This window comes from Bacillus sp. FSL R5-0585, from assembly GCF_038004545.1.
Classification (GTDB): domain Bacteria; phylum Bacillota; class Bacilli; order Bacillales; family Bacillaceae_G; genus Bacillus_A; species Bacillus_A cereus.
This window is the reverse complement of the sequence record NZ_JBBORJ010000001.1, coordinates 3,408,536-3,432,020: the sequence shown is the minus strand read 5'-3', so window position 1 is coordinate 3,432,020 and position 23,485 is coordinate 3,408,536. Positions and strand designations below refer to the sequence as shown.

The following is a 23,485-nucleotide window of genomic DNA, read 5'->3' as shown; positions in this document are numbered from 1 at the left end:
TTTAAGATAAACAAAAGGTTGTAAGCGCATTCTTTAAATCTTGTCAAAATAATGTCGAATTCATATTCTTGGAAAAATAATGCATTTGTAATATAATGATAACGATACTTCACCACATTAATTAATTAGGTGAAATTAAAATCTTTATTACACACATTATGAAATAAAGGGATGATTAGTTTTGAGTACAGGTGTAAAAGCAAACGACGTGAAGACAAAAACAAAGGGAGCAGATCTTGTTGTTGATTGTTTAATTAAACAAGGTGTTACACATGTTTTCGGTATTCCAGGAGCGAAGATTGACTCTGTATTTGATGTACTGCAAGAAAGAGGACCAGAGTTAATTGTTTGTCGTCATGAACAAAATGCAGCATTTATGGCAGCTGCGATTGGTAGATTAACAGGGAAACCGGGCGTATGTCTTGTAACTTCAGGACCAGGGACATCAAATTTAGCGACAGGTCTTGTTACTGCGAATGCGGAGAGTGATCCCGTTGTTGCTTTAGCTGGTGCAGTACCGCGTACGGATCGATTAAAACGTACACATCAATCTATGGATAATGCTGCACTATTCGAACCAATCACAAAATATAGCGTAGAAGTAGAGCATCCTGATAATGTGCCAGAAGCACTTAGTAATGCATTTCGAAGTGCGACTTCCACAAATCCGGGAGCTACTTTAGTAAGTCTTCCGCAAGACGTTATGACTGCGGAAACAACTGTAGAGTCTATCGGTGCGCTTTCTAAGCCACAGCTTGGAATCGCTCCCACACATGATATTACATATGTAGTAGAAAAAATAAAATCAGCGAAATTACCAGTTATTTTACTCGGTATGAGAGCGAGCACAAATGAAGTGACGAAAGCCGTTCGTGCATTAATCGCGGATACAGAACTTCCTGTCGTTGAAACATATCAAGCGGCTGGTGCCATTTCACGTGAGTTAGAAGATCATTTCTTCGGCCGCGTTGGACTATTCCGTAACCAACCAGGTGATATTTTACTAGAAGAGGCAGATCTTGTTATTTCTATCGGTTATGATCCAATTGAGTATGATCCAAAATTCTGGAATAAACTTGGCGACAGAACGATTATTCATCTTGACGACCATCAAGCAGATATCGATCATGATTACCAACCAGAGCGTGAATTAATTGGTGATATTGCCTTAACGGTAAATAGCATCGCAGAAAAGTTACCGAAACTTGTGTTAAGTACGAAATCAGAAGCAGTGTTAGAACGATTACGCGCGAAATTATCAGAACAAGCAGAAGTTCCAAATCGTGCTTCAGAAGGTGTTACGCATCCACTTCAAGTGATTCGTACACTTCGTTCTTTAATTAGTGACGACACAACCGTTACATGTGACATCGGTTCCCATTCTATTTGGATGGCGAGATGTTTCCGTTCTTATGAACCACGTAGATTATTATTTAGTAATGGCATGCAAACGTTAGGTGTTGCACTTCCTTGGGCAATCGCTGCTACTTTAGTAGAACCAGGTAAAAAAGTAGTTTCCGTATCAGGTGACGGTGGTTTCTTATTCTCAGCGATGGAGTTAGAAACGGCGGTACGTTTAAATTCTCCAATCGTCCATCTTGTTTGGAGAGACGGCACATATGATATGGTTGCATTCCAACAAATGATGAAATACGGCAGAACATCAGCTACAGAGTTTGGCGATGTTGATCTTGTTAAATATGCGGAAAGTTTCGGGGCGTTAGGTCTTCGTGTTAACACGCCTGATGAATTAGAAGGGGTATTAAAAGAAGCACTAGCAGCAGACGGTCCTGTCATTATTGATATTCCAATCGACTACCGTGATAACATTAAATTAAGCGAAAAATTATTACCAAACCAATTAAACTAATGGAGGCAGATTTGAGATGACTGTTGCGCAATTAATCGATATTGATGCAAAAAGAACGAAAATGAGTAATGAAGTATATCAAACATCTACAATGCTTGCGCTATTAGATGGTATATATGATGGTGTGATTAGCTTTGAGGAATTGAAAGAACGTGGTGATTTCGGCATCGGCACATTTGATCAATTAGATGGTGAAATGATTGCATTTGATAACGAATTTTATCATTTACGTTCAGACGGTTCAGCAGAAAAAGTAGAGCCAGAAGAAACAACACCGTTTGCGACTGTAACGTTTTTTGAAAAAGAAATGAGTTATACGGTAGAGCGTCCGATGAATCGTGAAGAAGTTGAAGCGTTATTACATGAATTAATGCCAAGTAAAAACTTATTTTACGCTATTCGAATGGACGGTACGTTCCGTGAAGTAAGAACGAGAACTGTTCCAAGACAAGAAAAACCGTATACACCACTCGTTGAAGTGACGAAATCGCAACCAATCTTTTCGTTTGAAAATACAGAAGGTACGCTTGCTGGATTTTGGACACCAGATTACGCACAAGGTATCGGGGTAGCTGGATTCCACTTACATTACATTGATGATGAAAGAAGCGGAGGCGGACATGTTTTCGACTATGTTATAGAAAACTGCACGATCCAAATTTGTCAAAAAGCTCATATGCATTTAGCACTTCCAGAAACAGCAGATTTTATGGCGGCTGCATTATCAAGAGAAAATTTAGAGGATAATATTGCAACTGCGGAAGGTGCAGAGTAAGAGGGAAAGACTGTTCCATTTTGGAACAGTCTTCTTTTATTCGTAATGTTATTATTTGTCGATAAATCGATATTTCTTGTTGAACCGTTGATATATTGTAAGTTACGATAGATATATTTGAAAAATCGTTGATATATTGTAAGTTACGATAGATATATTCGAAAAATCGTTGATATATTGTAAGTTACGATAGATATATTTGAAAAATTGTTGATATCGCTTATTTTTTTGAAACAAACGGATGTCCCTCATAATAAAAACGCCACGGATAGTGTACAGCTTCTTCTGCATAGTCGATATTAATACGAGGTCCTGCTGTTATTTTATATTGTGATGATATGTGTTCTTCTTTTGGAACTAATTCAATATGTAACGTATCACTTTGTAACGATACACCGCGTTCTTTTAAAGTGATGCCAAGTGCACGGCATAGTTTGCCAGGACCGTTCGTTAAATTTTTGTACTGCGCTTTTGTAATTTCGGTCTTATTGTAGCGCGCTAGTTTTATTTCTTCTATTCCATCTACCGGCTCAAGAGCTCGAATGAGAACACCTTGCGGGGTGCCCACTGGCGCTGTAATAACGTTAAAGCAATGATACATACCGTAAATTAAATATACGTAAGCATGCCCTGGTGCACCAAACATAACTTCTGTGCGATCTGTCCGTCTGCCTCCGTAACTATGTGCGGCCTTATCATCTGGGCCTTTATATGCTTCTACTTCTACAATGATTCCGCTTCGCTTTATTCCGTCTACAATATGAACAAGTTTTTGCCCGAGTAATTTTTTTGCGACTTCTAACGTATCGCCTTCATAAAAAGAAGGAGGTGCCTGCATTGTACTATCTCCTTTGCTAAGTGTATATGTATATAGTAAACCAAATTTTCAGTAGTAATTCTAACTCGTTCTATTTGCTACATTTATTTCATAAATTATGGATAGAGTACAACAGCGAAGAGGGGGAGTGCGACATGATTTATCGCTTACTAGCTCTTAATATAGATGGGACACTACTATACAACAATGGAAAAATTGCAAAAGGATTAAGAGAAACAATTGAATTTGTGAAAAGAAAAGATGTATACGTTACGTTATTTACGAGTCGTAATTTTCAATCCGCTCATAAAGTAGCAAAGGCGTTAAAATTAGATTCTATATTAGTGACACATGGTGGTGCTTTCGTTTCAGCAACGTTAGATAAGCCGTACGTTCAAAGAAGATTATCTGAAGAGAAGACTTTTAATATTGTGCAAGTGTTAGAGCACTTTGATTGTAACGTACGTATTTCTCATGAACGGTTTTCAATCGGAAATCGTGAGAGAAATACACCAAACTTAATTGCGCGCACTGTGTTATCAAGTGCAGACCCGTTATTTTATCCAGTTCAATTTGTAGATTCGTTAGGTGATGCGCTTCGGGACCATCCGGTAGCGGCGCCAAAAATTGATGTTATTTTCCAAAGTAAAGGTGAAAAAGAAAGAGGACTGAACACATTAAGAAAAGCGTTCCAAGATGTAGAGTATGTTGAATGTGATTCAAAACGAATAGAAATTTTACCGCAAAATGTATCAAAATTACGTGGACTACAATTGCTTGGAGAGCATTTAAATATTTCGCTAAATGAAATGGTTGCGATTGGAGATAGTATGGAAGATTTAGAGGTTATTGAAAACGTGGGACTTGGGGTAGCGATGGGGAACTCGCCTGTAGAATTAAAGCAAGCAGCAGATTGGATTACACGTTCAAATAGCGAAAACGGTGTAGAGTATATGATTAAAGAGCATTTCCGTAAGCAATTCCCGCTTCCGTTTCTGAAGAATCACAAAAATACACCGAAACGATGACAGAAAAACGTAGCTTTTTGGCTACGTTTTTTTGTTGAGCTTATTAAAAGGAATGGAAACGTTTTAAAATATGAATTGTGTATGAAATCTATACAATTCACTTGAATCCTTTAGAAAACTAATGTAAAGTGAATGATGTTGCCAAAATAGTTACACCACATGAAATATTCTTCAGATTAATTTTATTGGGCTCCCATATGTAAAAGTATTTCCGCATGACAGTTTAGTTCACGTATTATTTCAAAAATGAATTGTAGCAATCTTATTAAGTAGTTGTAGTGTTTCTTTGTTTTATTTAAATGGATTATTTTAAGTTAATGTGAGTAAGGTTTGGTACATATGATATGTACTTCTTTTTGTGGTTTTAGGAAGTTTAAAAGGGGGAATGAATTTCTTGAGGAAATCATTTAATCAAAAAATTAAAAAGTTAAGTAGTAGTTTAATAGTTGTATTACTAATATGTATGAATTTTTTAATCCACTTACCATTTAAAGCAGAGGCGGCTACAACAGAATTAAAAGGTTTAGGTGATGTATCTTATTACAACGCTATCATTTTTGGAGATCATAGTGCAACGAGTGCGGATATTGAAGGTGCGATGGCTGTTCAGAAAAATATGAACGCATCAAGTTATACAGTCGTAGCGGCTGCAACTGGAGCAAATAACTTAGCTGGAGCAACTTGGGTAGATGAAGGATATCCATCATTATTACTAGGCGGTCAATTTACGAAAGCGGGAGCAGGACAAGTAATTATTCAAGATGGAACAGTGGCGATGACAAAAGACGGTGACCCAGATGGCGCAATGAAAACATCATATGACCGTATCTCTTATAAAGAGCAAGCGGAGATTGATGCTAAGTTTAAAGAATTTAGAAAAGACGTTGATGGTGTAATTGGGGATGCAAGTAAACTACAGACTGATAAGCCAAAACCTAATATGAGCTTTGGCATCGGTGAAGATGTAAATAACCCTAATATTTATGTCTCTTCAGGCCAAACTGGAAAGAAAACATTTGATGTAAAAGACGTTTTTCTTCCGAATGTAGAGAATAAAGACTTTATTGTTATTTATTCAGATGCAGAAGAAGTGAGTTTTGGTGGCGGTGCAATTTTGTATGATACAAGAAATACTGGGATGGCGACGGATTTAATTAATACATCTCAAGCATATGACCCTAATTCATCTTTTACTGAGTTAGCTAGTAAGGTAATTTGGGTATTTCCTAATGCTACAAAGATAACAACTAAAGGTTATGGTGTAGTAGGTAGTGTGTTTGCACCTAATGCAGTTGTAGAAACAAAAGGTGGTTCTATTAATGGACAAGCCTATGTTGGAGGATTACACCAAAGAGATGGTTTTGAGGTTCATAACTTTAAATTTAACTGGCCAAAGTGGAATAAGCCAGCAGCTGAAAAAGGACATTTACAAATTAAAAAAGTTGATGAAAACGATGGAAATATTGTTTTAAAAGACGCAAAATTTGATGTTATAGACAAAGATAATAACGTTGTGGCTACTGTTACAACAAACGAAAAGGGTATTGCGGAAGTTAAAGATTTACCACTTGGTGACTATTTTGTAAAAGAAATAAATGCACCAGAAGGATATATAAAAGTTGATACACCAGTCAAAGTAACAATTGATAATACAAACGTAATTGAACTTGTTATGAAGAATACGAAAAAAGTAGAGAATGGCCAATTTAAATTATTGAAAAAAGATAGTGAATCCGGTCAACTTCTGCCAGGTGCAAAATTTGATGTTATCGATAAAGATGGGAAAGTTGTGGAAACAATTGTTACAGATGATAAAGGTGAAGCCTTATCGAAACAACTTCCAGTTGGAAGCTATACATTAAAAGAAGTAGAAGCACCGAAAGGATATGAATTATCATCTAGTTCAGTCTCTGTTGATGTAGAGGCTAATAAAGTAGTGACTGTAGATGTGGTGAATAAAAAGATCCCCGAAAAAGTAACAGGTCAATTTGAAATTGTGAAAGTAGATGCGGAAGATAAAACGAAGGTATTATCAGATGCAGAATTCGAAGTGTATAAAGATGGTAAAAAGGTAGCGGAACTGAAAACAGATGAGAGTGGAAAAGTGATGTCACCGAAATTACCGCTAGGTGAATACACAGTGAAAGAAACGAAAGCACCAGCGGGCTACAAACTTTCAAATAAAGAATGGAAAGTAACAATTCAAAATGAGAAAGAAGTAGTAAAAGTAGAGGCAGAAAACGAAAAAATCTTAGGTTCTCTACAAATTATTAAAATGGATGATAAAGATCAAACGAAACGCTTAGCAGGCGCAGAATTTACATTGAAAGATGCGAAAGGAAATGTTGTAAAAGAAGGAATTACAACAGATAAGGCTGGAACGGTTAAAGTAGACGGACTTGTGCCAGGTGAATATACGTTAGAAGAAACAAAAGCACCAGAAGGTTATGAGTTAACAAAACAAATAATTCATGTAACAGTTGACGGTGAAAAAGTTGTTGGTGTAAAAGTAACGAACAGTAAGAGCCTTGGTCAATTCGAAATTGTAAAAGTAGATGCGGAAGATAAAACGAAGGTATTATCAGATGCAGAATTCGAAGTGTATAAAGAGGGTAAAAAAGTAGATACGTTACGAACAGATAAAACTGGTAAAGTAATTTCTCAGAAATTAGAGCCAGGAACATACACATTAAAAGAAACGAAAGCACCACAAGGATATGAGTTGTTAAAAGAAGAAATTGAAGTCGTTGTGGAAGCAAACAAAGTAGTAGAAGTACAAATAGAAAACGCAAAAGAACTAGGAAGCTTACAAATAATCAAAAAAGATGCGGAGAGTGGAAAAGTTCTAGCAGGTGCAGAATTTAAATTAAAGAACGAAGCTGGTCAAATAGTTGGAGAAGCGAAAACAACGAATAAAGACGGCGTTGTGAAATTCGAAAGCTTAGTGCCAGGAAAGTATACGTTAGAAGAAACGAAAGCACCGGAAGGTTATAAAGCGCTAGAAGTAACAGTAGAAGTAAATGTTGTAGCGAACGAAGTAGTAAAACAAGAAGTTATGAATGAAAAAGTAAAAGAAGAAATTACAGGTCAATTAGAAATTACAAAGGTAGATGTTAATAATACAAATAAAACATTAGCAGGCGCAGTGTTTGAAATTTGGAAAGACGGAACAAAAATTGACACATTAACAACAAATAAGAGCGGTAAAGCAATTTCTCAGAAGTTAGAACCAGGAGATTATATTTTAAAAGAAATCCAAGCGCCAGAAGGATATACTTTATCCGATAAGGAAATGAAATTTACGATTTCTAATGAAAAAATTGAAGTTGTAAAACTTCAAATTACAAATAAAAAAGATACAGAAAAAGGTCCGGAAAAACCAGGTGAAGGAACAGAGAAGCCAGGTGAAGGAACAGAGAAGCCGGGTGAAGGAACAGAAAAGCCGGGTGAAGGAACAGAAAAGCCGGGTGAAGGAACAGAAAAGCCGGGTGAAGGAACAGAGAAGCCAGGTGAAGGAACAGAGAAGCCAGGTGAAGGAACAGAGAAGCCAGGTGAAGGAACAGAAAAGCCGGGTGAAGGAACAGAAAAACCAGGTGAGGGAGTAGAAAAACCTAATTTACCAGAAAAAGGACAAGGTTCTTCTAATAATCAACAACTTCCAGCTACAGGACACAATACGAATTACGTTCCATTCATCGGTTTTATGCTTCTGCTATTAGGCATACGTTTAAGATTCATGGCTAAAAATAGCTAAAAGATGTATAAAAGGCATCAGAGATATATAATCTCTGATGCCTTTTAAGTGAATACAGATAAAATGAAAATATCTATATGGAATGATAAATATGTTAAGCTTCAATTACGCTAAGCATTCTGTTTATAAATGCAGCTGCGTGTGCACGTTGTGATGGTCCTTTTGGTACGAATTGATTAAATTCATTACCTTTTACAATTCCATATCCATACACTCTTTGTACTTCTTCTTTAGCGTAAATTAAGTTTTGGTCTACGAATGGTAGTTCAACTTGTTTTGCAAAAATACCAGCGTGTTTTAGAGAACGATCGATCATAATAACAGCTTCTTCGCGTGTAATTGTAGTATTTGGATCAAATGTATTATCACCACGTCCGCGGATTATACCTGCGCTTGCTGCACGATTAATACCGTCTCTTAACGATGGGTGTACTTGTTCTAAGTCTGTGAAATTAGCATTTCCACTTGGTAATTGTAAAGCACGAGTAATTAGTGTAGCAAATTCAGCACGCGTTACAAGACGTTCTGGGAAGTACTTGCCGTTCCCTTCTCCTTGCATAATGCCTCTAGCTGCTAATTGACGAATGTCTTGTTCATACCATCCACCTGTAATGTCATCAGTTATGGGATTTTTTTGATTTTCCTTATAGTATGTTTCAGTTCCTTTTAAGAAAGCATCCCATTGTCCGCGTTGAATCATAAACGCAGGGCAGTTTTTTCCTGACCAAAATTGGTGTTTTTGGACCTTATCTAGAGAAATATTTAAGTCGTTCATTAAATAAGCTGCCAATTTACGGGCATTTTCTACCGCTTTTTCATAGTTTCCATCTTGATTAACGGCAATTTCAATTCCGATAGATTCATAGTTTCCAGTTTTATTTCCAGCATGCCATCCAACTTCATTTACTGGAAGATGTTGATAAATTTCTTTATCATCTACTGTGAAATGCCAAGATGCGGCGCGATCAGCTGTTCCGCGTGCTTGATTATCTAAGAATTTTGCATGATTTAGAGCATTGGCACCCTTCGCTGTATTAGCTGTTTCGTGAATCGTAATATATTTAGGTACCATCGGGTAGCCAGGGCGAATATCGTCATTTCCTTTTGGGACAATCATTTCTTTAAATGTAACGCCATAAATATTGTTTGTTTGTAGAGCTTCTGGCGATCTCAATAAACTATTTTTAGCAGTACGACTGTTTTTTAATAATGAAGCTTTTGTACCTTCAAATGTAGCAGAAGGTGCATAAATCCATTTTGCTGTTTCGTTTATTTGGACTTTAAACCAATTTCCAGCTTGTTCAGTAGGAGTAATGACTTGTGGCTCTAGTTTCCCTTCTTCTTTAAACGATTGGAACGGAAGTGCATGTATGGAAGCTTCTTCTTTTACGATTAATTTTTGGTTAGATAGTTTATGAATCTCTTGAACTTCTAAACTATTATCATTGTTATCTATCCATCCAGCGCCAGTTGACGTCGTTATGTAGTAAGCATTTCCTTTTTTCTTTGTCGCCGTTACGACTTGTTCTGTAATCTCGATATTCGATTTGTTTTTTAAATCATTCGCGGTATATAATGAATGTTTTTTTGAAGTGTATAGTAGGAATTGGCCAGTAACCTCGATATCTTCTTCATGAGTACTATGCTCATTAACATGTTCTTTAATACTTTTAAAAACTTGATCCTCCGTATATACTTCGGCGGATTTTTCAGCACTCTCTGCAAATGAATAAGTAGGTGCAAGAACAGTTTGTAATGCAAGAGAGAGAGTTAAAACACTATAAAATTTCTTTTTCATATTTGTTTTTAACACATTAGATTGTGGAATCTAGTGTTAACAGTCCTCCTTTTATATTGTATTTTCACTATGTATCGATTTTAACACTAATAAATTTTAACAAGAGAAAATGATGATGTCTATATACATGAGCGATATTCATAAAAAGAATTATTTGAAAAAATGTAAGAGAAACAGGTAAAACCTTCTGTATTGACCTGTAAACGCCCTTCAAGTAAACTAAAGAGAGTTTGCAAATGAAAAGGTGATAATGTTGTTAATTTCAATTAAAACGTTACAAGATGATCGTTTTTTACGTCCGCTACAAAATATTGGCGGCTTATTTTTTGAAGATAGTACGATTGGATTTGAACAAGAGGAAGCAAATCTGATCGTTGATATACACATTGAGGATAATGTGAAAGCATCCGCTCGATTAACGGATGTTAGCACAGGAAATGTGTATGAAGAAACATTCTCGAAAGATTTATCTGCTTTCACAGATGAAAAAGAGCGTATGAAGCAAGTGAAACACGTTGTTTCTTATGTATATCTTTCTGTTCTTCAGCAATTAACTGGTATTGAACAAAGCTGGGGTATTTTAACGGGAGTACGTCCGACGAAACTTCTTCATAAAATGCTTCAAAATGGTATGTCAAAAGAAGAAGCGCATCAAGAACTTCGTGAAAGTTATTTAATTCATGAAGAGAAAATTGAACTTCTTCAGCGTATTGTTGATTGCCAATTAGCAGTTGTTCCGGATTTATACCGTTTGAAAGAAGAAGTAAGTATTTATATCGGTATTCCGTTCTGCCCAACGAAATGTGCATATTGTACATTCCCGGCTTATGCGATCAATGGACGCCAAGGGTCTGTTGATTCGTTCTTAGGTGGTTTACATTATGAAGTTCGTGAAATTGGTAAGTTTTTAAAAGAAAAAGGTGTAAAAGTTACGACGATTTATTACGGCGGTGGTACACCTACAAGTATTACAGCAGAAGAGATGGATATGCTGTATGAAGAAATGTATGAAGCGTTCCCAGATGTGAAAAATGTGCGTGAAGTAACAGTTGAGGCAGGTCGCCCAGATACGATTACTCCAGCAAAGCTAGAAGTGTTAAATAAATGGAACATTGACCGTATTAGTATTAATCCACAGTCATACCATCAAGAGACACTAAAAGCAATTGGACGTCATCATACTGTAGAAGAAACAATTGAGAAATACCATTTAGCTCGTGAAATGGGAATGAACAATATTAATATGGACTTAATTATTGGTCTTCCTGGTGAAGGGTTAGATATCTTCAAGCATACGTTAGATGAAACAGAAAAGTTAATGCCAGAATCATTAACAGTTCATACGTTATCATTTAAACGTGCTTCTGAAATGACGCAAAACAAACGTAAATATAAAGTAGCAGGTCGCGAAGAAATTACAGCGATGATGCACGAAGCAGAAGAGTGGACGCAAAAGCATAATTACGTACCATATTACCTATATCGTCAAAAGAATATTTTAGGTAACTTAGAGAATGTTGGTTATGCAATGCCGACGCAAGAAAGTATTTACAACATTGTAATTATGGAAGAAGTACAATCAATTATCGGACTTGGTTGTGGTGCATCAAGTAAATTTGTTCATCCGAAGACGGGAGCAATTACGCACTTTGCGAATCCGAAAGATCCAAAATCATATAATGATGGCTTTGTGAAATATACAGAAGATAAACTGAAAATTTTAGAAGAGCTATTTGCATAAGAAGAAAGAGGTTGTTCCGAGTCGGAACAACCTCTTTTTTATCCTGCAGTAACGGGCGGTCCGATTATATCTTGTCAGTTTTTGTCGGTAAGTCGATATATTCGAAAAATCGCTGATATAAATTGAGTTGTGGTTGATATATTTTGAAAATCGCCGATATAATTTCATTTACCGTCTAACGGTACCGTATGTAAAACTATGTCGATAATAATCAGAAAAATTAGTCAAATCATTAGAGGACAATGTCTACTTATGGACGAAATGATAGATTTATGAAAGAGAAAAGGGGGAAATTGTTGGCATGTATATGACGATAGGGAGAATTTTTGATTTATCAGTTGGTAAGTATCCAAATAAAGAGGCGTTAGTGGAACCTGAAAAAAATATTCGCTGGACGTATAAACAGTGGGATGAACAAATAAATAAAACAGCGCACGCTCTATTAGAAGAAGGGGTAAGAAAGGGAGATACGGTATCTGTTTACTTATATAATTGCCATGAATTTGTAAACGTTTACTTAGCCTGTGCGAAAATTGGTGCGATTTTTAACCCGATTAACTTCCGCTTAAAGGCGAAAGAAGTATCTTATATTCTTCAGGACGCATCCTCGAAAGTCGTTGTCTTTGAAAAAGCAGTTGAGTCAACTGTTGCTATAATTGAAAGAGATTTTCCAAATACATCTTTTTGGTCTATAGAAAACGATAAACCTTCCTATGCAAGTTCCTACCATGAAAAAGTGAATGAAGCATCTTCTGAGAAAGTAAATATCGAAATTGATGAAATGGATTATTGTTCAATGCTTTATACGAGCGGTACGACTGGGCATCCGAAAGGCGTATTACATCGTCATCGCGAAATGACTGAGCATAGTATGATTTGTACGTATTTCCTTAAATATAATAGAGATAGTGTTGGGCTTGTTGTTGCGCCTTTATATCACTGTGGTGAATTAAATGCCGGAATCATACCACGCATTCAAGTTGGCGGAAAGAATGTTATTTTGCATCATTTTGATACAGAAACAGTATTACATACGATTCAAGAAGAAAAGATTACGACGTTCTTTGCAGCGCCGACGATGTGGAATATGTTGTTGCAAAAAGATTTAGCTCAGTATGATTTAACGTCAATGAAAATCGGTATATATGGCGGAGCAGCAATGGCACCGGCGTTAGTGAAGGAATGTAAAGAACGTCTTTATATTGATCTTGTTCAAATATACGGAATGACAGAAATGGGGCCAGTTGTTGCGTTTCTCGTAGAGGAGGATCAAATTACGAAAGCTGGTTCAGCAGGCACGCCATGTTTTAGCCATGAAGTTCGTATTGTGAAACCGAACGAGGATGCACCGGCAGAACCAGATGATGTATTACCTCCTTATGAAGTGGGAGAAATTATTTTACGCGGCCCAACTATGATGGCTGGCTATCATAATCGTGAAGAAGCGAATAAAAAATCGATGTATAAAGGATGGTATCATTCTGGTGATCTAGGCTATTTTGATAAAGACGGTTATTTATTCGTTGCTGATCGCGTTGATGATATGGTAATTAGCGGTGGCGTAAACATTTATCCTCGTGAAATTGAAGATTTCCTTCATAGTCATCCAGGTATATTAGATGTGGCGGTACTTGGTGAGCCAGATGAATTATGGGGAGAGCGTGTTGTGGCAGTTATTGTGAAGAAAGATGAAACAATAACAGAAGCTGATTTAGAAACGTATTGCAAAGAAAGTGATGAACTAGCAGATTATAAACGTCCGCGTCATTATTTATTTGTAGATGAACTCCCTCGTAATGCGAGCGGGAAGTTGCAGAAGTTTGTACTGAGGGAGTCGTTGAAAGGTGCGAAAAAATAGAAAATGCAGGATGCCCCATATCTATGGGGTATCCTGCATTTTTCTGTATTAAACAGAAGAAACAATATCTTTGTTAATTCTCATTTCTTCTTGGTGAAGGTTAATTAGCGCATTTGAAATAAGGTGGAAAAACAAAAGGGATGTAATGCACAAAAAGAAAAGACACCCTAAGGTGCCTCTCTCCGACTTGAACCATTTCATTTCATACGAATCGGAATCTATCCGTATTACCATTACCCCTTTGTTATGAGTGTAAACACACACTATAAAGCAGAATCGTCTATATACACTAGATTGTTAGTTCACAAAAGACAAGAGATTTGAGATCAATATCGAAGTGACGCCACATCCCCTATAATAATTGATATGTTACGCCTTTTAAAAGAATCTGCTTTATAGAACGTGCCCACAAGTTATATTTTACTACATGTAATATTCATTTAGTGTATTTTTTGATGAATATGTATAATTACATAAACTGTATGAAAAAAAAGAGAGTATACTCTAATATTGTGTAATAAAGATGAAGCCCGCCTACGAATAGGGGGCTTTTCTTACTTTTTATAAATATTTATTCCAATTATATTATCAGATGAGTCTAAACGAATATAAACGTCAGCTGATAAAAGGTGTGCATTATATATTCGTTGTTTATATGTTGATATCTCGAAGCGTTTTCCATTTAATTCACATTCTAGAATAATCATATCGCCATGTTCTTTCCAAGTTATTAATTTAGCAGTTGTATTCATATAAACCTCCTCTGAATCATTTTATGAAAATTAATAGAGATAGTGTGAGAAAGGAGTTTATATAACAAAAAAAGACACCTTAAGTGTCTTCTTTGATTACTATAAAAGTCGTTGAATAAAATAGGTTTCTATTTTTATTTGCGTGAAAAGCCTTCTTCATCAAGGTATTCCGCAGCTTCTGGATAAGAGTTGAATGTACCGTCTAAGTTTACACCAGCGTACACGTTCCACATGTCATCCTCTGAAATAAGAGTAAGAATATGACCATCTTCGTTCTGCCATTCTTCTTCTTTCGCAGGTTCTACAGGTGCTACTACTTCTTCTTGTGATAGAAGGTCAATTGATTTCTCAATTACTGAACGTAACTCCTCTGCTGAAAACTCACGGATGTTAACCATGCCTTTATCATCTGTTTTATAACCTTTAATACCGCTTGCATATACAAATCCATTTCCATTTGGGTGTAAATGAAATACAACGTTCTTTTTATCTAAACGACTTTCTTCAAAGTGGAAGTTTACACGTTTTAATGATACGTTCTTTCTTTCTAGTTCTGGGAAAGATTCAATAATCGATAATTTTTCTTCAAAAGTTAGCATAGTGCCTCCAAGTATATAGTAAAAGATTTAATTTGTTCATTATAGCATAGTTGCAATTGTTTCCAAAGATAAGGGGAAAACTTTTCGTTGAATACGTTTACGTCACGAGAATGTAAAAAGTGAGCTAACGAATGTATCTTTTTAGGTGTACAATGGAACATGGACTTTATACAAAGGTGGTTTTTTTATGTTTCAAAAAATAGCAAAGGAATGTTTAGCAGGATTTACTGTTGCGATTGTTGCGTTACCACTTGCGATTGCATTTGGTATTGCTGCGACAGGAACGTCTGAGGGAGCGCTTGTTGGATTGTATGGTGCAATTTTTGCAGGTTTATTCGCAGCGTTATTTGGCGGGACACCTGGGCAAGTAACAGGACCAACTGGACCAATTACCGTTATTGCAACAGGAGTTATTGCGACGCACGGGTTAGAGGCAAGTTTTATTGCCTTTATGATGGCAGGGTTATTTCAAATTTTATTCGGTGTATGTAAGCTCGGTTCTTACGTTCGATATATTCCGTATCCTGTCGTTTCGGGATTTATGAATGGTATTGCATTAATCATTATTTTAGGCGAAATAAAGCACGTACAAAATAGTTTTTTACTTGTTGTGTTAACGATTATTGTAATGATTGTTTCTGGTAAATGGATTAAGGCGATTCCGTCTAGTTTAGTAGCACTAGTCGGTGTGACAGCTTTGCTACCTTTATTTTCTTCCTTACTCGAAGGACTTACAGTAAAGTTACCGATTATCGGAAATCTTTCACTAAATAAAGTAATTGAAAAGATTGGAACCATTCCAGAAGCGATGCCTACGCTTCATATTCCATCTTTAAGTGGAACAGGAATAGCAGCACTTATTTTGCCAGCGCTTAGTATTGCTTTATTAGGATCGATTGACTCGTTGTTAACATCGGTCGTAATGGATAATGTGACAGGTACACGTCATAAAAGTAATAAAGAACTGGTCGGACAAGGTATCGGTAATATGATGAGCGGATTGTTTGGCGGATTAGCAGGTGCAGGTGCGACTGTAAGGTCTATCGTGAATATAAGAAGTGGCGGTAAAACGGCACTTTCGGCATGTATGCATAGTGTTATCTTATTTATTTTTATTATGGGTCTTGGTTCGGTCGTACAATATATTCCACTTGCTGTATTATCAGGTATTTTAATTTTAACTGGTATTGGAATGTTCGATTGGGGAAGCATGAAAAAGATGCATGTCGCTCCTAAAGGTGATGTCGTTGTTATGCTCGTAACGATGATTGTAACGGTGAAGTTCGATTTAATGATTGCTGTTGCATTCGGTATTATTCTTTCGTTCATCATATATATGGTGAAATGTAAAGAACGCAAAACTTCTATCGTAAAAGAAAAAGAAGAAACGTACACAATTCAAGGGCCGCTCTCTTTCCTATCAGTAGATCGTATTTTCTCTACTTTACAAGATGTGAAGTCACCGGTTGTTTTACGTATGAAAGATGTGCGTTATATGGATGTATCAGGAGCTATGGCATTATTAAATTTTGTTGAGCAATCAAATAAAGTAGGAGCAAGTGTAAAGCTTGAGCAAGTACATCCGAGTATTGAAAAAACAATCGCAGTAATGGCAAGCAATGAACAGAAAGAGCAATTGAAAATCTTAAGTGTTTAGATGGTAATTAGAATATCTCACAATCTTACATAAATTATAATGTAGAGTTGTGGGATATTTTTATAATGTTTTTAGTAACATGTATCGCAGTGATAGAGAGGAAGGGCTCTTTTTGCGTAACAGAAAAGGTTATAGTGTGTACATATATAATGGAAGGAATTAGAAAAAATATTGTAAAGAGACAGGCTTAAAAGGGTTCGCTTTTCTATTTTGAAAAAAAAACCAAGTATTCAACCTATAATAAATTTGTTATGATAACCAATGGGATAAAATGAATCCTTATTGTTTAAAACAATATGTTTGAGAGTATATGTATAAAAGAAAAGAGAAAAAATATGAATAAAACATTTGTAAAAGGAGCAGCAATTTTAACCATTACAACTTTTTTGTCGAAATTGCTTGGTAGTTTTTTTCAAATTCCATTACAAAATATTGCAGGAGATGAAGTGCTCGGTATTTTTCGTCTTGTTTTTCCTGTATATATGATTGCTCTTACATTATCGGTAGCCGGAGTTCCACTTGCAATTTCAAAACTAATTGCGGAGTTGAACGAAAAAAATAAGCAAAAGGAAATTGCGAAATTATTTAAATCAGCGTCAATTATTGGGATAGCATTTGGCGTTTTCGGCTGTTTAGTCATTGTATTATTTTCTATTGAAATTGCAAATATGCTTGGTGGACAAGAAACTAGAATGCCGTTGCTTATTACTTCACTAGCGTTGCTCATTGCGCCATACATGGCGGTGTATAGAGGGTATTTTCAAGGTTTCGGTGATATGAAACCAACAGGGGTATCACAGGTCATTGAGCAATTTGTACGTGTGTTTTTTATGTTAATAATTGCTTACATACTAGTATCATGGGATAAGAGTAATACTGTTATTACTAGTGGTGCGATGGTTGGCTCTTTTCTTGGAGTCATTAGTTCGCTTATATATTTGCGTATAAAGTATAATAGAAGTCCATACTACAATAAAAGCAATTCCTATTCGCTCCGAGATTTGAGAGAAAACGGCAAAAAGATATTGCGGGTATCGATTCCAATCGCTATTGGAGCTTTATCAATGCCACTTTTAAATTTAGTAGACTCCCTTACAATACCACATGTATTACAAGGATCATCAACAGAAATTCAAGAACAATTTGGAATATACAGTCGCGGTTTTGCATTCACGCAAATAATTGTTATTTTTGCAAGTGCAATTGTATTTCCGTTAATACCACTCTTAACTTCCGCATTGGCCAAAAGAGATATAAATTTGGCGAAAATAACAATTCAAAATACAAATCGACTAGCGCATGTTTTGACAGCACCGTTAACAATATGGTTGATGGCATTAACAGTACCGTTAAATGTCGGATTGTTCACAGATGTAAAAGGTAGTAGTATGTTAACAGTTATGATTGGCAGTTCGTATTTTACTGCGGTTATGGTATTATCAATAGGTGTTTTACAGGGCATTAACCGTTCTGCACAAGCTGCATGGATTGTTATTGGTGCGAGTTGTGTGAAAGTCGTGTTAAACATAATGTTCGTGCAGAAGTTTGGCATAGATGGAGCGGCGTATAGTACATTAATTACTTACGTATTGATTTGTATTGTAAATCATTTGTATATTCGAAGCTATATTGCCTATTCTATTCATTTAAAAAGCTTTTTTGGTGTGCTAGCAATAGCATGTATTTTGGGACTAGGATTGTATGAATTATGTAATTTGATAAATATTGCATCTTCAAGAATTATGACGTTATTATTCAGTGGTATAGCATTAAGTATTACAACCATTTTGTATGGTGTATGTGCTTTAAAATTAAAATGGATATCAATAAACAAAATACCATTTTTAAAAAGATAAATATAGAAATTTAATTTTTTATTATAATTCATATGAACTGATAAAGAGGAAACTATGTAGGGTATCAAGTGTTTAGGTAAGGAATGGGTACTAGTTTATGTTAGATGAAATAAACGGTTACCTAGTTTTGGAGGAGATTTAGGGTGCGTTTAGTCTTATCAGGATATTATGGTTTTTATAATGTTGGAGACGAGGCGATTCTACAATCAATTATTGAATCGTTAAGTAAAGAGAACCCGGATATAGAACTAGTAGTACTATCAAATGATTCTAAATATACAAAGGAAATGTATGGTGTAGAATCGGTAGATCGCTGGGATATAAAAGCTGTTTATCATGCAATCAAAAACAGTGATGGAGTTATTAGCGGTGGCGGGAGCCTTCTTCAAGATCAGACAAGTACGAAGAGTATTCTATATTATACGGGTATTATGGGACTCGCTCGATTATTAAAAAAGCCGTATTATATTTATTCACAAGGAATAGGTCCAATTACAAAAGGATATAATCGTCTATTAGTAAAATGGAACTTGTCAAAAGCTTCCTATGTATCAGTTCGAGATGAGGATTCGTTTTTATATTTAAAAGAACTTGGCATAAAAAACGATATTGAAATTGTTCCAGACCCTGTTTTAACATGGAAACGGACAAAACAATCGGATTGGTTGCAAAAGCATTCGATACATGGAAAAGTAATTGCGGTTAGTGTGCGTTATTGGAATGCAAAAGAAGATTATATAAAAAAATTAGCTGCGGCATTAAAAAAATTAAAGCAAGAAGGATACCAAATTCTATTTGTTCCAATGCATGAGCCATTTGATCAAAAAGCTTCGCGTGAAGTAGTAGACTTAATGGGAGAAGAGACGTATATGCTTCCATATAAAATGGATATCGACGAGAAAATATTCATTTTATCACAATGTTCATTACTAATTGGTATGCGGCTTCATGCACTAGTTTTTTCTGCTGTAGCCAAAACTCCAATGGTCGGGATTTCATACGATCCGAAAATTGATTCGTTTTTAAGTCAAGTGAATCAGCCAGTTATAGGAAGTGTGGATGGCGAATGGAGTGCTGAATATTTATATGAAATTGCGAAAAAGCAATTAATGCAACAAGGAACTGTGCAGCAAGAGTTACAATTGACAATAGATGAGCTTCGGTTGCAAGGCAAACAGGCAACAAAGAAACTCATTAATCATATGGAAAAAGGCACTTTATTAAAAAAGTAAAGTGTCTTTTATTTTGTTTTGAATGTAATGAAAATTCTAATTACAAAACGTTTTATTTTAATTCCTATTTATTATGCTAAAATGATTGTGATTATTATATAATCAAATTTGTGATAATAAATTCGTAGATTACGAGGAGGATAACCTTGAAGACTTTTTCAAAAGGTATAACAGCAGTGGCATTAACGGGATCATTACTTTTAACTCCTATTTCAAGTTATGCGGCAAATGATGATATTACAGGACATATGTTTGAGACGAATATGCGCTCACTTATTACTAAAGGAGTTTTAATGGGGTATGGAGACAATGTATATGCGCCTGATAAATTAGTAACAAGAGCAGAGTTTGCTACATTCATAGCGAGGGCTTTAAATTTACCGAAAGCTGATTCGAATTTCGAGGATGTGCCGAAGACTTACGGTTTATATGATGGTGTAAGTAGAGCATATGGAGCAAAAATTATTAATGGTCGTACGAACGAGACGTTCTCACCAAATGATGTGATTACACGTGAAGAAATGTCGATAATGGTAAAGCGAGCGTTAGACTATAAAAATATTAAAGTAGCTGTAAGTCCGCTTACCTTTACTGATAAAGATAGTATTAACTATAAAGAGCATGTGCAAGTTATGGTGGCTACTCAAATTATTAAAGGGTATCCAGAAGATAATACATTTAGACCACATTTATCAGCTACAAGAGGGATGGCTTCAGCTATGTTGGATCGCATGCTTCAGACGATTGAAAAAAACGGAAATAGCAATCCTGTAGAAACTAAGAAATATGTTGTGACAAATGTAAGAGAAAACGGAACAGAGCAAGAAGTAGAGCGCTATAATACGTATAAAGAAGCGGTTACGGCTGCTCAAAATAAAGGTATGAATGCGGTAAAATACGAGAACGAATTTTTATGGATTAAAGATGGTTTTGCAAGTGCGAAAAGAATAACTGGGCAAAACATCATTAATATTTATGATGAGAATTTAGCAACAGTATATACGTATATTCAGTATGGAACAGAATTGAAAGTGTTAGAAGTTGGCGAAGATCGTGTGAAAGTTCAACTTTCTGGTTTGACAGGTTATGTGAAGAAGAATGAAATCACTTTAATTCCTAAAAATGAAATGAAACAGTCTTCTTATTATGTGAAATCAGATGGATATTTATACCATAAATATTATACATATAATACAAGTTCACCTGGATATACAGAATTTAGATATGGTGTGGCACCTTCTTTCATGAAGCAAGGACAGCAAATGTATAGTGTAGATGGAAAGACATTCGGAGACGAAACTTTCTATCAATATTTCAATTATTTATCATTACGTTCGAAAACAGATTATACAGCTGAACAACTAGATAGTTATGTGAAATCGATTAAGCCAGACTCTCCATTAATTGGTTTAGGAAAGAAATTTAAAGAAGTAGAAAGCAAGTATAATGTAAATGCATTATTCTTATATTCATTAGCAATTCATGAAAGTTATTATGGAACAAGCGCTCTTGCAAAAGACAAAAATAATTTATTTGGTTTAAAAGCAACAGACGATAGTCCATATGGTAACGGAGAAGCATTCAATTCAAAAGAAGATTGTATTGAACATGCAGCAAAATTATACATGAATGAAGGATATTTAAATCCAGGACATTGGCGTTATACAGCAACATATACAGGTGATAAAGCTGCTGGTTTAAATGCGAAATATGCATCTGATGCGAACTGGGGTAAAAAAGTAGCGGGGCATATGAACCGTTTTGATTCTTATTTAGGTAAAAAAGAATACAACAAGTACAAACTTGCACGTGTGATGAATAACGTGGAAGTGAAAAAGAATCCTAGTATATCAAATGAGCGACTGTATCGTTTAAATACAAATGTAGTTGTCACAGTTACTGGTGAAGAGATAATAAATGGAAAAGCGTGGGTTAAAGTTATTTCAGATAATCCTACTGTAACAGAAGCGTATATTGCAAAAGAAAGCTTAGAATACGTAAAACATTAATTAAATAAAAAAGAAGGTGCTACTAATATTTCGTAGCACCTTCTTTTTATCCCGCTATTTGCCGGGCAGTAATCCCCCACCTCAAAATTCAGTGGAAGCAAGGAAGTTAGGTGGGGAATGAACTGCCCGTAAAAGCCCGATGGGTTCAACTAATAATCAGTGGGGGATGAACAAAACCCCCACTGATTAAAGTTTCACTTTATTCAATTTCAAAATCAACAATGATATAGGCGAGTATAACAACGAAGAAAATGCTAACGGCTGGCGCTGTTAATACGTGGCCAGACATAAAGCCAATGCCAAGTGATAGAATGAGTGTGCTCGCTAATAGCATATACTTTACGCTCATGATTTTCTTAAAGTTTGTGATCATGCGGATGAATAATGTAATACCAAAGTATAGAAGTGGTATTAAGTAAATAAGGAAACCGATAATTCCAAATGCGAAAAATAGGTCATGGAAGTCCATTTCAATTAATTTAATTTTATCTGTGTAGTTACCAGCATAACCCATTCCGAATAGTTTTTGTGAAAGCGGTGCGTCTTTATAGTACTGTTTGTATGTTTTTAAGAATTTGTCGCGATCGCTGTAAATTAAACTTTTTACTTCAGAATCTGTAAGTTCACCTTTTGCATGTTTTTTTGCATCTTCTGGATCTGCTTTAATTACTTTTCCTTCTTTTCGATCTTTCTCTTCTTGTACTGATTTTTTGTATTCGTATATTTGCATGTGAATGCCCATATTTTTTGCGATAGGAGTATGCGGTGTAAGAGCAATTAAACCTCCTAGTATAACTGCGACAACAACGGTATTTACAATATGTGTGAATCCTTTTCCTTCTTTTTTACGATTTATCATATATTCAATGAATGAGAAGAAAAGTGCTACGCCTAATGTAATAACAATTGCGCCATATCCGACTTTCGTTCCGACCATAATACTTGCATACATCGCAAGTATTGTTGGAATCCAGTAATATATTTTCGAGAAAGAAGTTGTTTTATGAATCGAATATAAGACAATGATTGGGAACATAATGGCGAAAAGAGAACTTAAATCATTTCCAGCGAAGAACCAACCTCTTGAACCGATTTTTGAGTGAGGATAGCTTGGGAAATCCGTTCCAGTTTGCATTGCGACAATCATTGTAATGCTTAAAATTAAAGTTGCATATAAGAAATATGTAATGATTTTATGGAATACATACTCTTTATTTTTTAGCTCTTTAAAGGCGATAATATATCCAAACAGTAGCACAATTGGATATATGCTCTTTAAGATGAATTTAACTTCTTCTCCAAATGAAACTGGAGATTTAACCATCATATTATTTACAAGGCCGATTGCGAGTGCGATTCCAAGTAAACATAAATAGAGGATGTACTTTTTCGCATCTTGTTGTTTGTGATGAAGAAGTAGGTATCCTAATGCAAGAAGCATAAAGGCGAAACGGACTACAACTCCAACTGTTGCGCTCATGTGTAGTATATAGATTGAAAAAGATGTTAATAAATCTAAAATTGGTTGAAACACAATGAATAGCAATAGGAAATGTGGGAAGTAGTTATCCGTTTGTTTCAACTTATTAACCATATGTTCCTCCAGTTCTTCATTCCTTTATTACAACACCCAAAAGATGGGTATAAAGCCTTTTTTACATAGTAAGGCGAATGAATTTCAATATTTGTTTTTTTATCAAACTTAAGAATACACCATTTCATTGTAATGGTAAATAGAT

At 35.5% G+C, this 23,485-nt stretch carries 15 protein-coding genes; 10 read left to right on the top strand and 5 right to left on the bottom strand.

Annotated features, from left to right (window positions below; translation table 11 throughout):
- The first annotated feature begins 181 nt into the window (after window positions 1–181).
- Together alsS and alsD are read left to right on the top strand one after the other, a co-directional pair.
- The gene (gene alsS, locus MKY38_RS17685; protein WP_137071702.1) at window positions 182–1,870 is read left to right on the top strand and encodes an acetolactate synthase AlsS; all 1,689 of its coding nucleotides are present in this window, start codon (window positions 182–184) and stop codon (window positions 1,868–1,870) included.
- A gap of 16 nt (window positions 1,871–1,886) precedes the next feature.
- Window positions 1,887–2,645: an alpha-acetolactate decarboxylase gene (alsD, locus tag MKY38_RS17680; RefSeq protein ID WP_065224683.1), complete on the top strand. Its 759-nt coding sequence runs from the start codon at window positions 1,887–1,889 to the stop codon at window positions 2,643–2,645.
- A gap of 220 nt (window positions 2,646–2,865) precedes the next feature.
- Here alsD and MKY38_RS17675 read toward each other — a convergent pair whose 3' ends face one another.
- Window positions 2,866–3,483 (bottom strand): DNA-3-methyladenine glycosylase, encoded by a 618-nt coding sequence (locus MKY38_RS17675; RefSeq protein ID WP_001148797.1) that lies wholly within the window; start codon window positions 3,481–3,483, stop codon window positions 2,866–2,868.
- A 134-nt stretch (window positions 3,484–3,617) separates the two neighbouring features.
- Here MKY38_RS17675 and MKY38_RS17670 point away from each other — a divergent pair, with 134 nt between their 5' ends.
- Both MKY38_RS17670 and MKY38_RS17665 read left to right on the top strand, forming a co-directional pair.
- A complete protein-coding gene (locus MKY38_RS17670) occupies window positions 3,618–4,490 on the top strand; it encodes a Cof-type HAD-IIB family hydrolase (protein WP_000640415.1) in 873 nt (290 codons plus the stop codon).
- Between the two features lie 385 nt (window positions 4,491–4,875).
- Window positions 4,876–8,244 (top strand): SpaA isopeptide-forming pilin-related protein, encoded by a 3,369-nt coding sequence (locus tag MKY38_RS17665; RefSeq protein WP_341049300.1) that lies wholly within the window; start codon window positions 4,876–4,878, stop codon window positions 8,242–8,244.
- Window positions 8,245–8,338: 94 nt separating this feature from the next.
- Here the strand turns inward: MKY38_RS17665 and MKY38_RS17660 are convergent, their stop codons facing one another.
- Window positions 8,339–10,042, bottom strand: a complete 1,704-nt coding sequence (locus MKY38_RS17660) for an S-layer homology domain-containing protein (protein ID WP_341049298.1) — start codon at window positions 10,040–10,042, stop codon at window positions 8,339–8,341.
- A gap of 250 nt (window positions 10,043–10,292) precedes the next feature.
- Here MKY38_RS17660 and MKY38_RS17655 point away from each other — a divergent pair, with 250 nt between their 5' ends.
- Window positions 10,293–11,783, top strand: coding sequence for a coproporphyrinogen III oxidase (locus tag MKY38_RS17655; RefSeq protein WP_001999181.1), 1,491 nt, complete (start codon window positions 10,293–10,295; stop codon window positions 11,781–11,783).
- Window positions 11,784–12,084: 301 nt separating this feature from the next.
- Window positions 12,085–13,641, top strand: coding sequence for a fatty acid--CoA ligase (locus MKY38_RS17650; RefSeq protein ID WP_000281993.1), 1,557 nt, complete (start codon window positions 12,085–12,087; stop codon window positions 13,639–13,641).
- A gap of 554 nt (window positions 13,642–14,195) precedes the next feature.
- On the opposite strand, the gene MKY38_RS17645 is transcribed toward MKY38_RS17650, so the two are convergent.
- A complete protein-coding gene (locus MKY38_RS17645; protein WP_001098262.1) occupies window positions 14,196–14,393 on the bottom strand; it encodes a hypothetical protein in 198 nt (65 codons plus the stop codon).
- Between the two features lie 134 nt (window positions 14,394–14,527).
- The gene (locus tag MKY38_RS17640) at window positions 14,528–14,992 is read right to left on the bottom strand and encodes a hypothetical protein (RefSeq protein WP_000954998.1); all 465 of its coding nucleotides are present in this window, start codon (window positions 14,990–14,992) and stop codon (window positions 14,528–14,530) included.
- Between the two features lie 187 nt (window positions 14,993–15,179).
- On the opposite strand from MKY38_RS17640, the gene MKY38_RS17635 reads away from it, so the two are divergent.
- From MKY38_RS17635 to MKY38_RS17620, 4 genes are all read left to right on the top strand, one after another.
- Window positions 15,180–16,649, top strand: coding sequence for a SulP family inorganic anion transporter (locus tag MKY38_RS17635; RefSeq protein ID WP_048655873.1), 1,470 nt, complete (start codon window positions 15,180–15,182; stop codon window positions 16,647–16,649).
- A gap of 335 nt (window positions 16,650–16,984) precedes the next feature.
- Entirely contained in the window at window positions 16,985–18,505 is a 1,521-nt protein-coding gene (locus MKY38_RS17630; protein ID WP_078439315.1) for a putative polysaccharide biosynthesis protein, read from the top strand.
- 143 nt (window positions 18,506–18,648) lie between these two features.
- Window positions 18,649–19,737, top strand: coding sequence for a polysaccharide pyruvyl transferase CsaB (csaB, locus tag MKY38_RS17625; protein ID WP_044584175.1), 1,089 nt, complete (start codon window positions 18,649–18,651; stop codon window positions 19,735–19,737).
- Window positions 19,738–19,883: 146 nt separating this feature from the next.
- Window positions 19,884–21,746 (top strand): S-layer homology domain-containing protein, encoded by a 1,863-nt coding sequence (locus MKY38_RS17620; RefSeq protein ID WP_341049293.1) that lies wholly within the window; start codon window positions 19,884–19,886, stop codon window positions 21,744–21,746.
- Window positions 21,747–21,945: 199 nt separating this feature from the next.
- Here MKY38_RS17620 and MKY38_RS17615 read toward each other — a convergent pair whose 3' ends face one another.
- On the bottom strand, window positions 21,946–23,340 hold the full coding sequence (locus tag MKY38_RS17615; RefSeq protein ID WP_065224678.1) for an O-antigen ligase family protein: 1,395 nt from the start codon (window positions 23,338–23,340) through the stop codon (window positions 21,946–21,948).
- Between the last annotated feature and the right edge of the window lie 145 nt (window positions 23,341–23,485).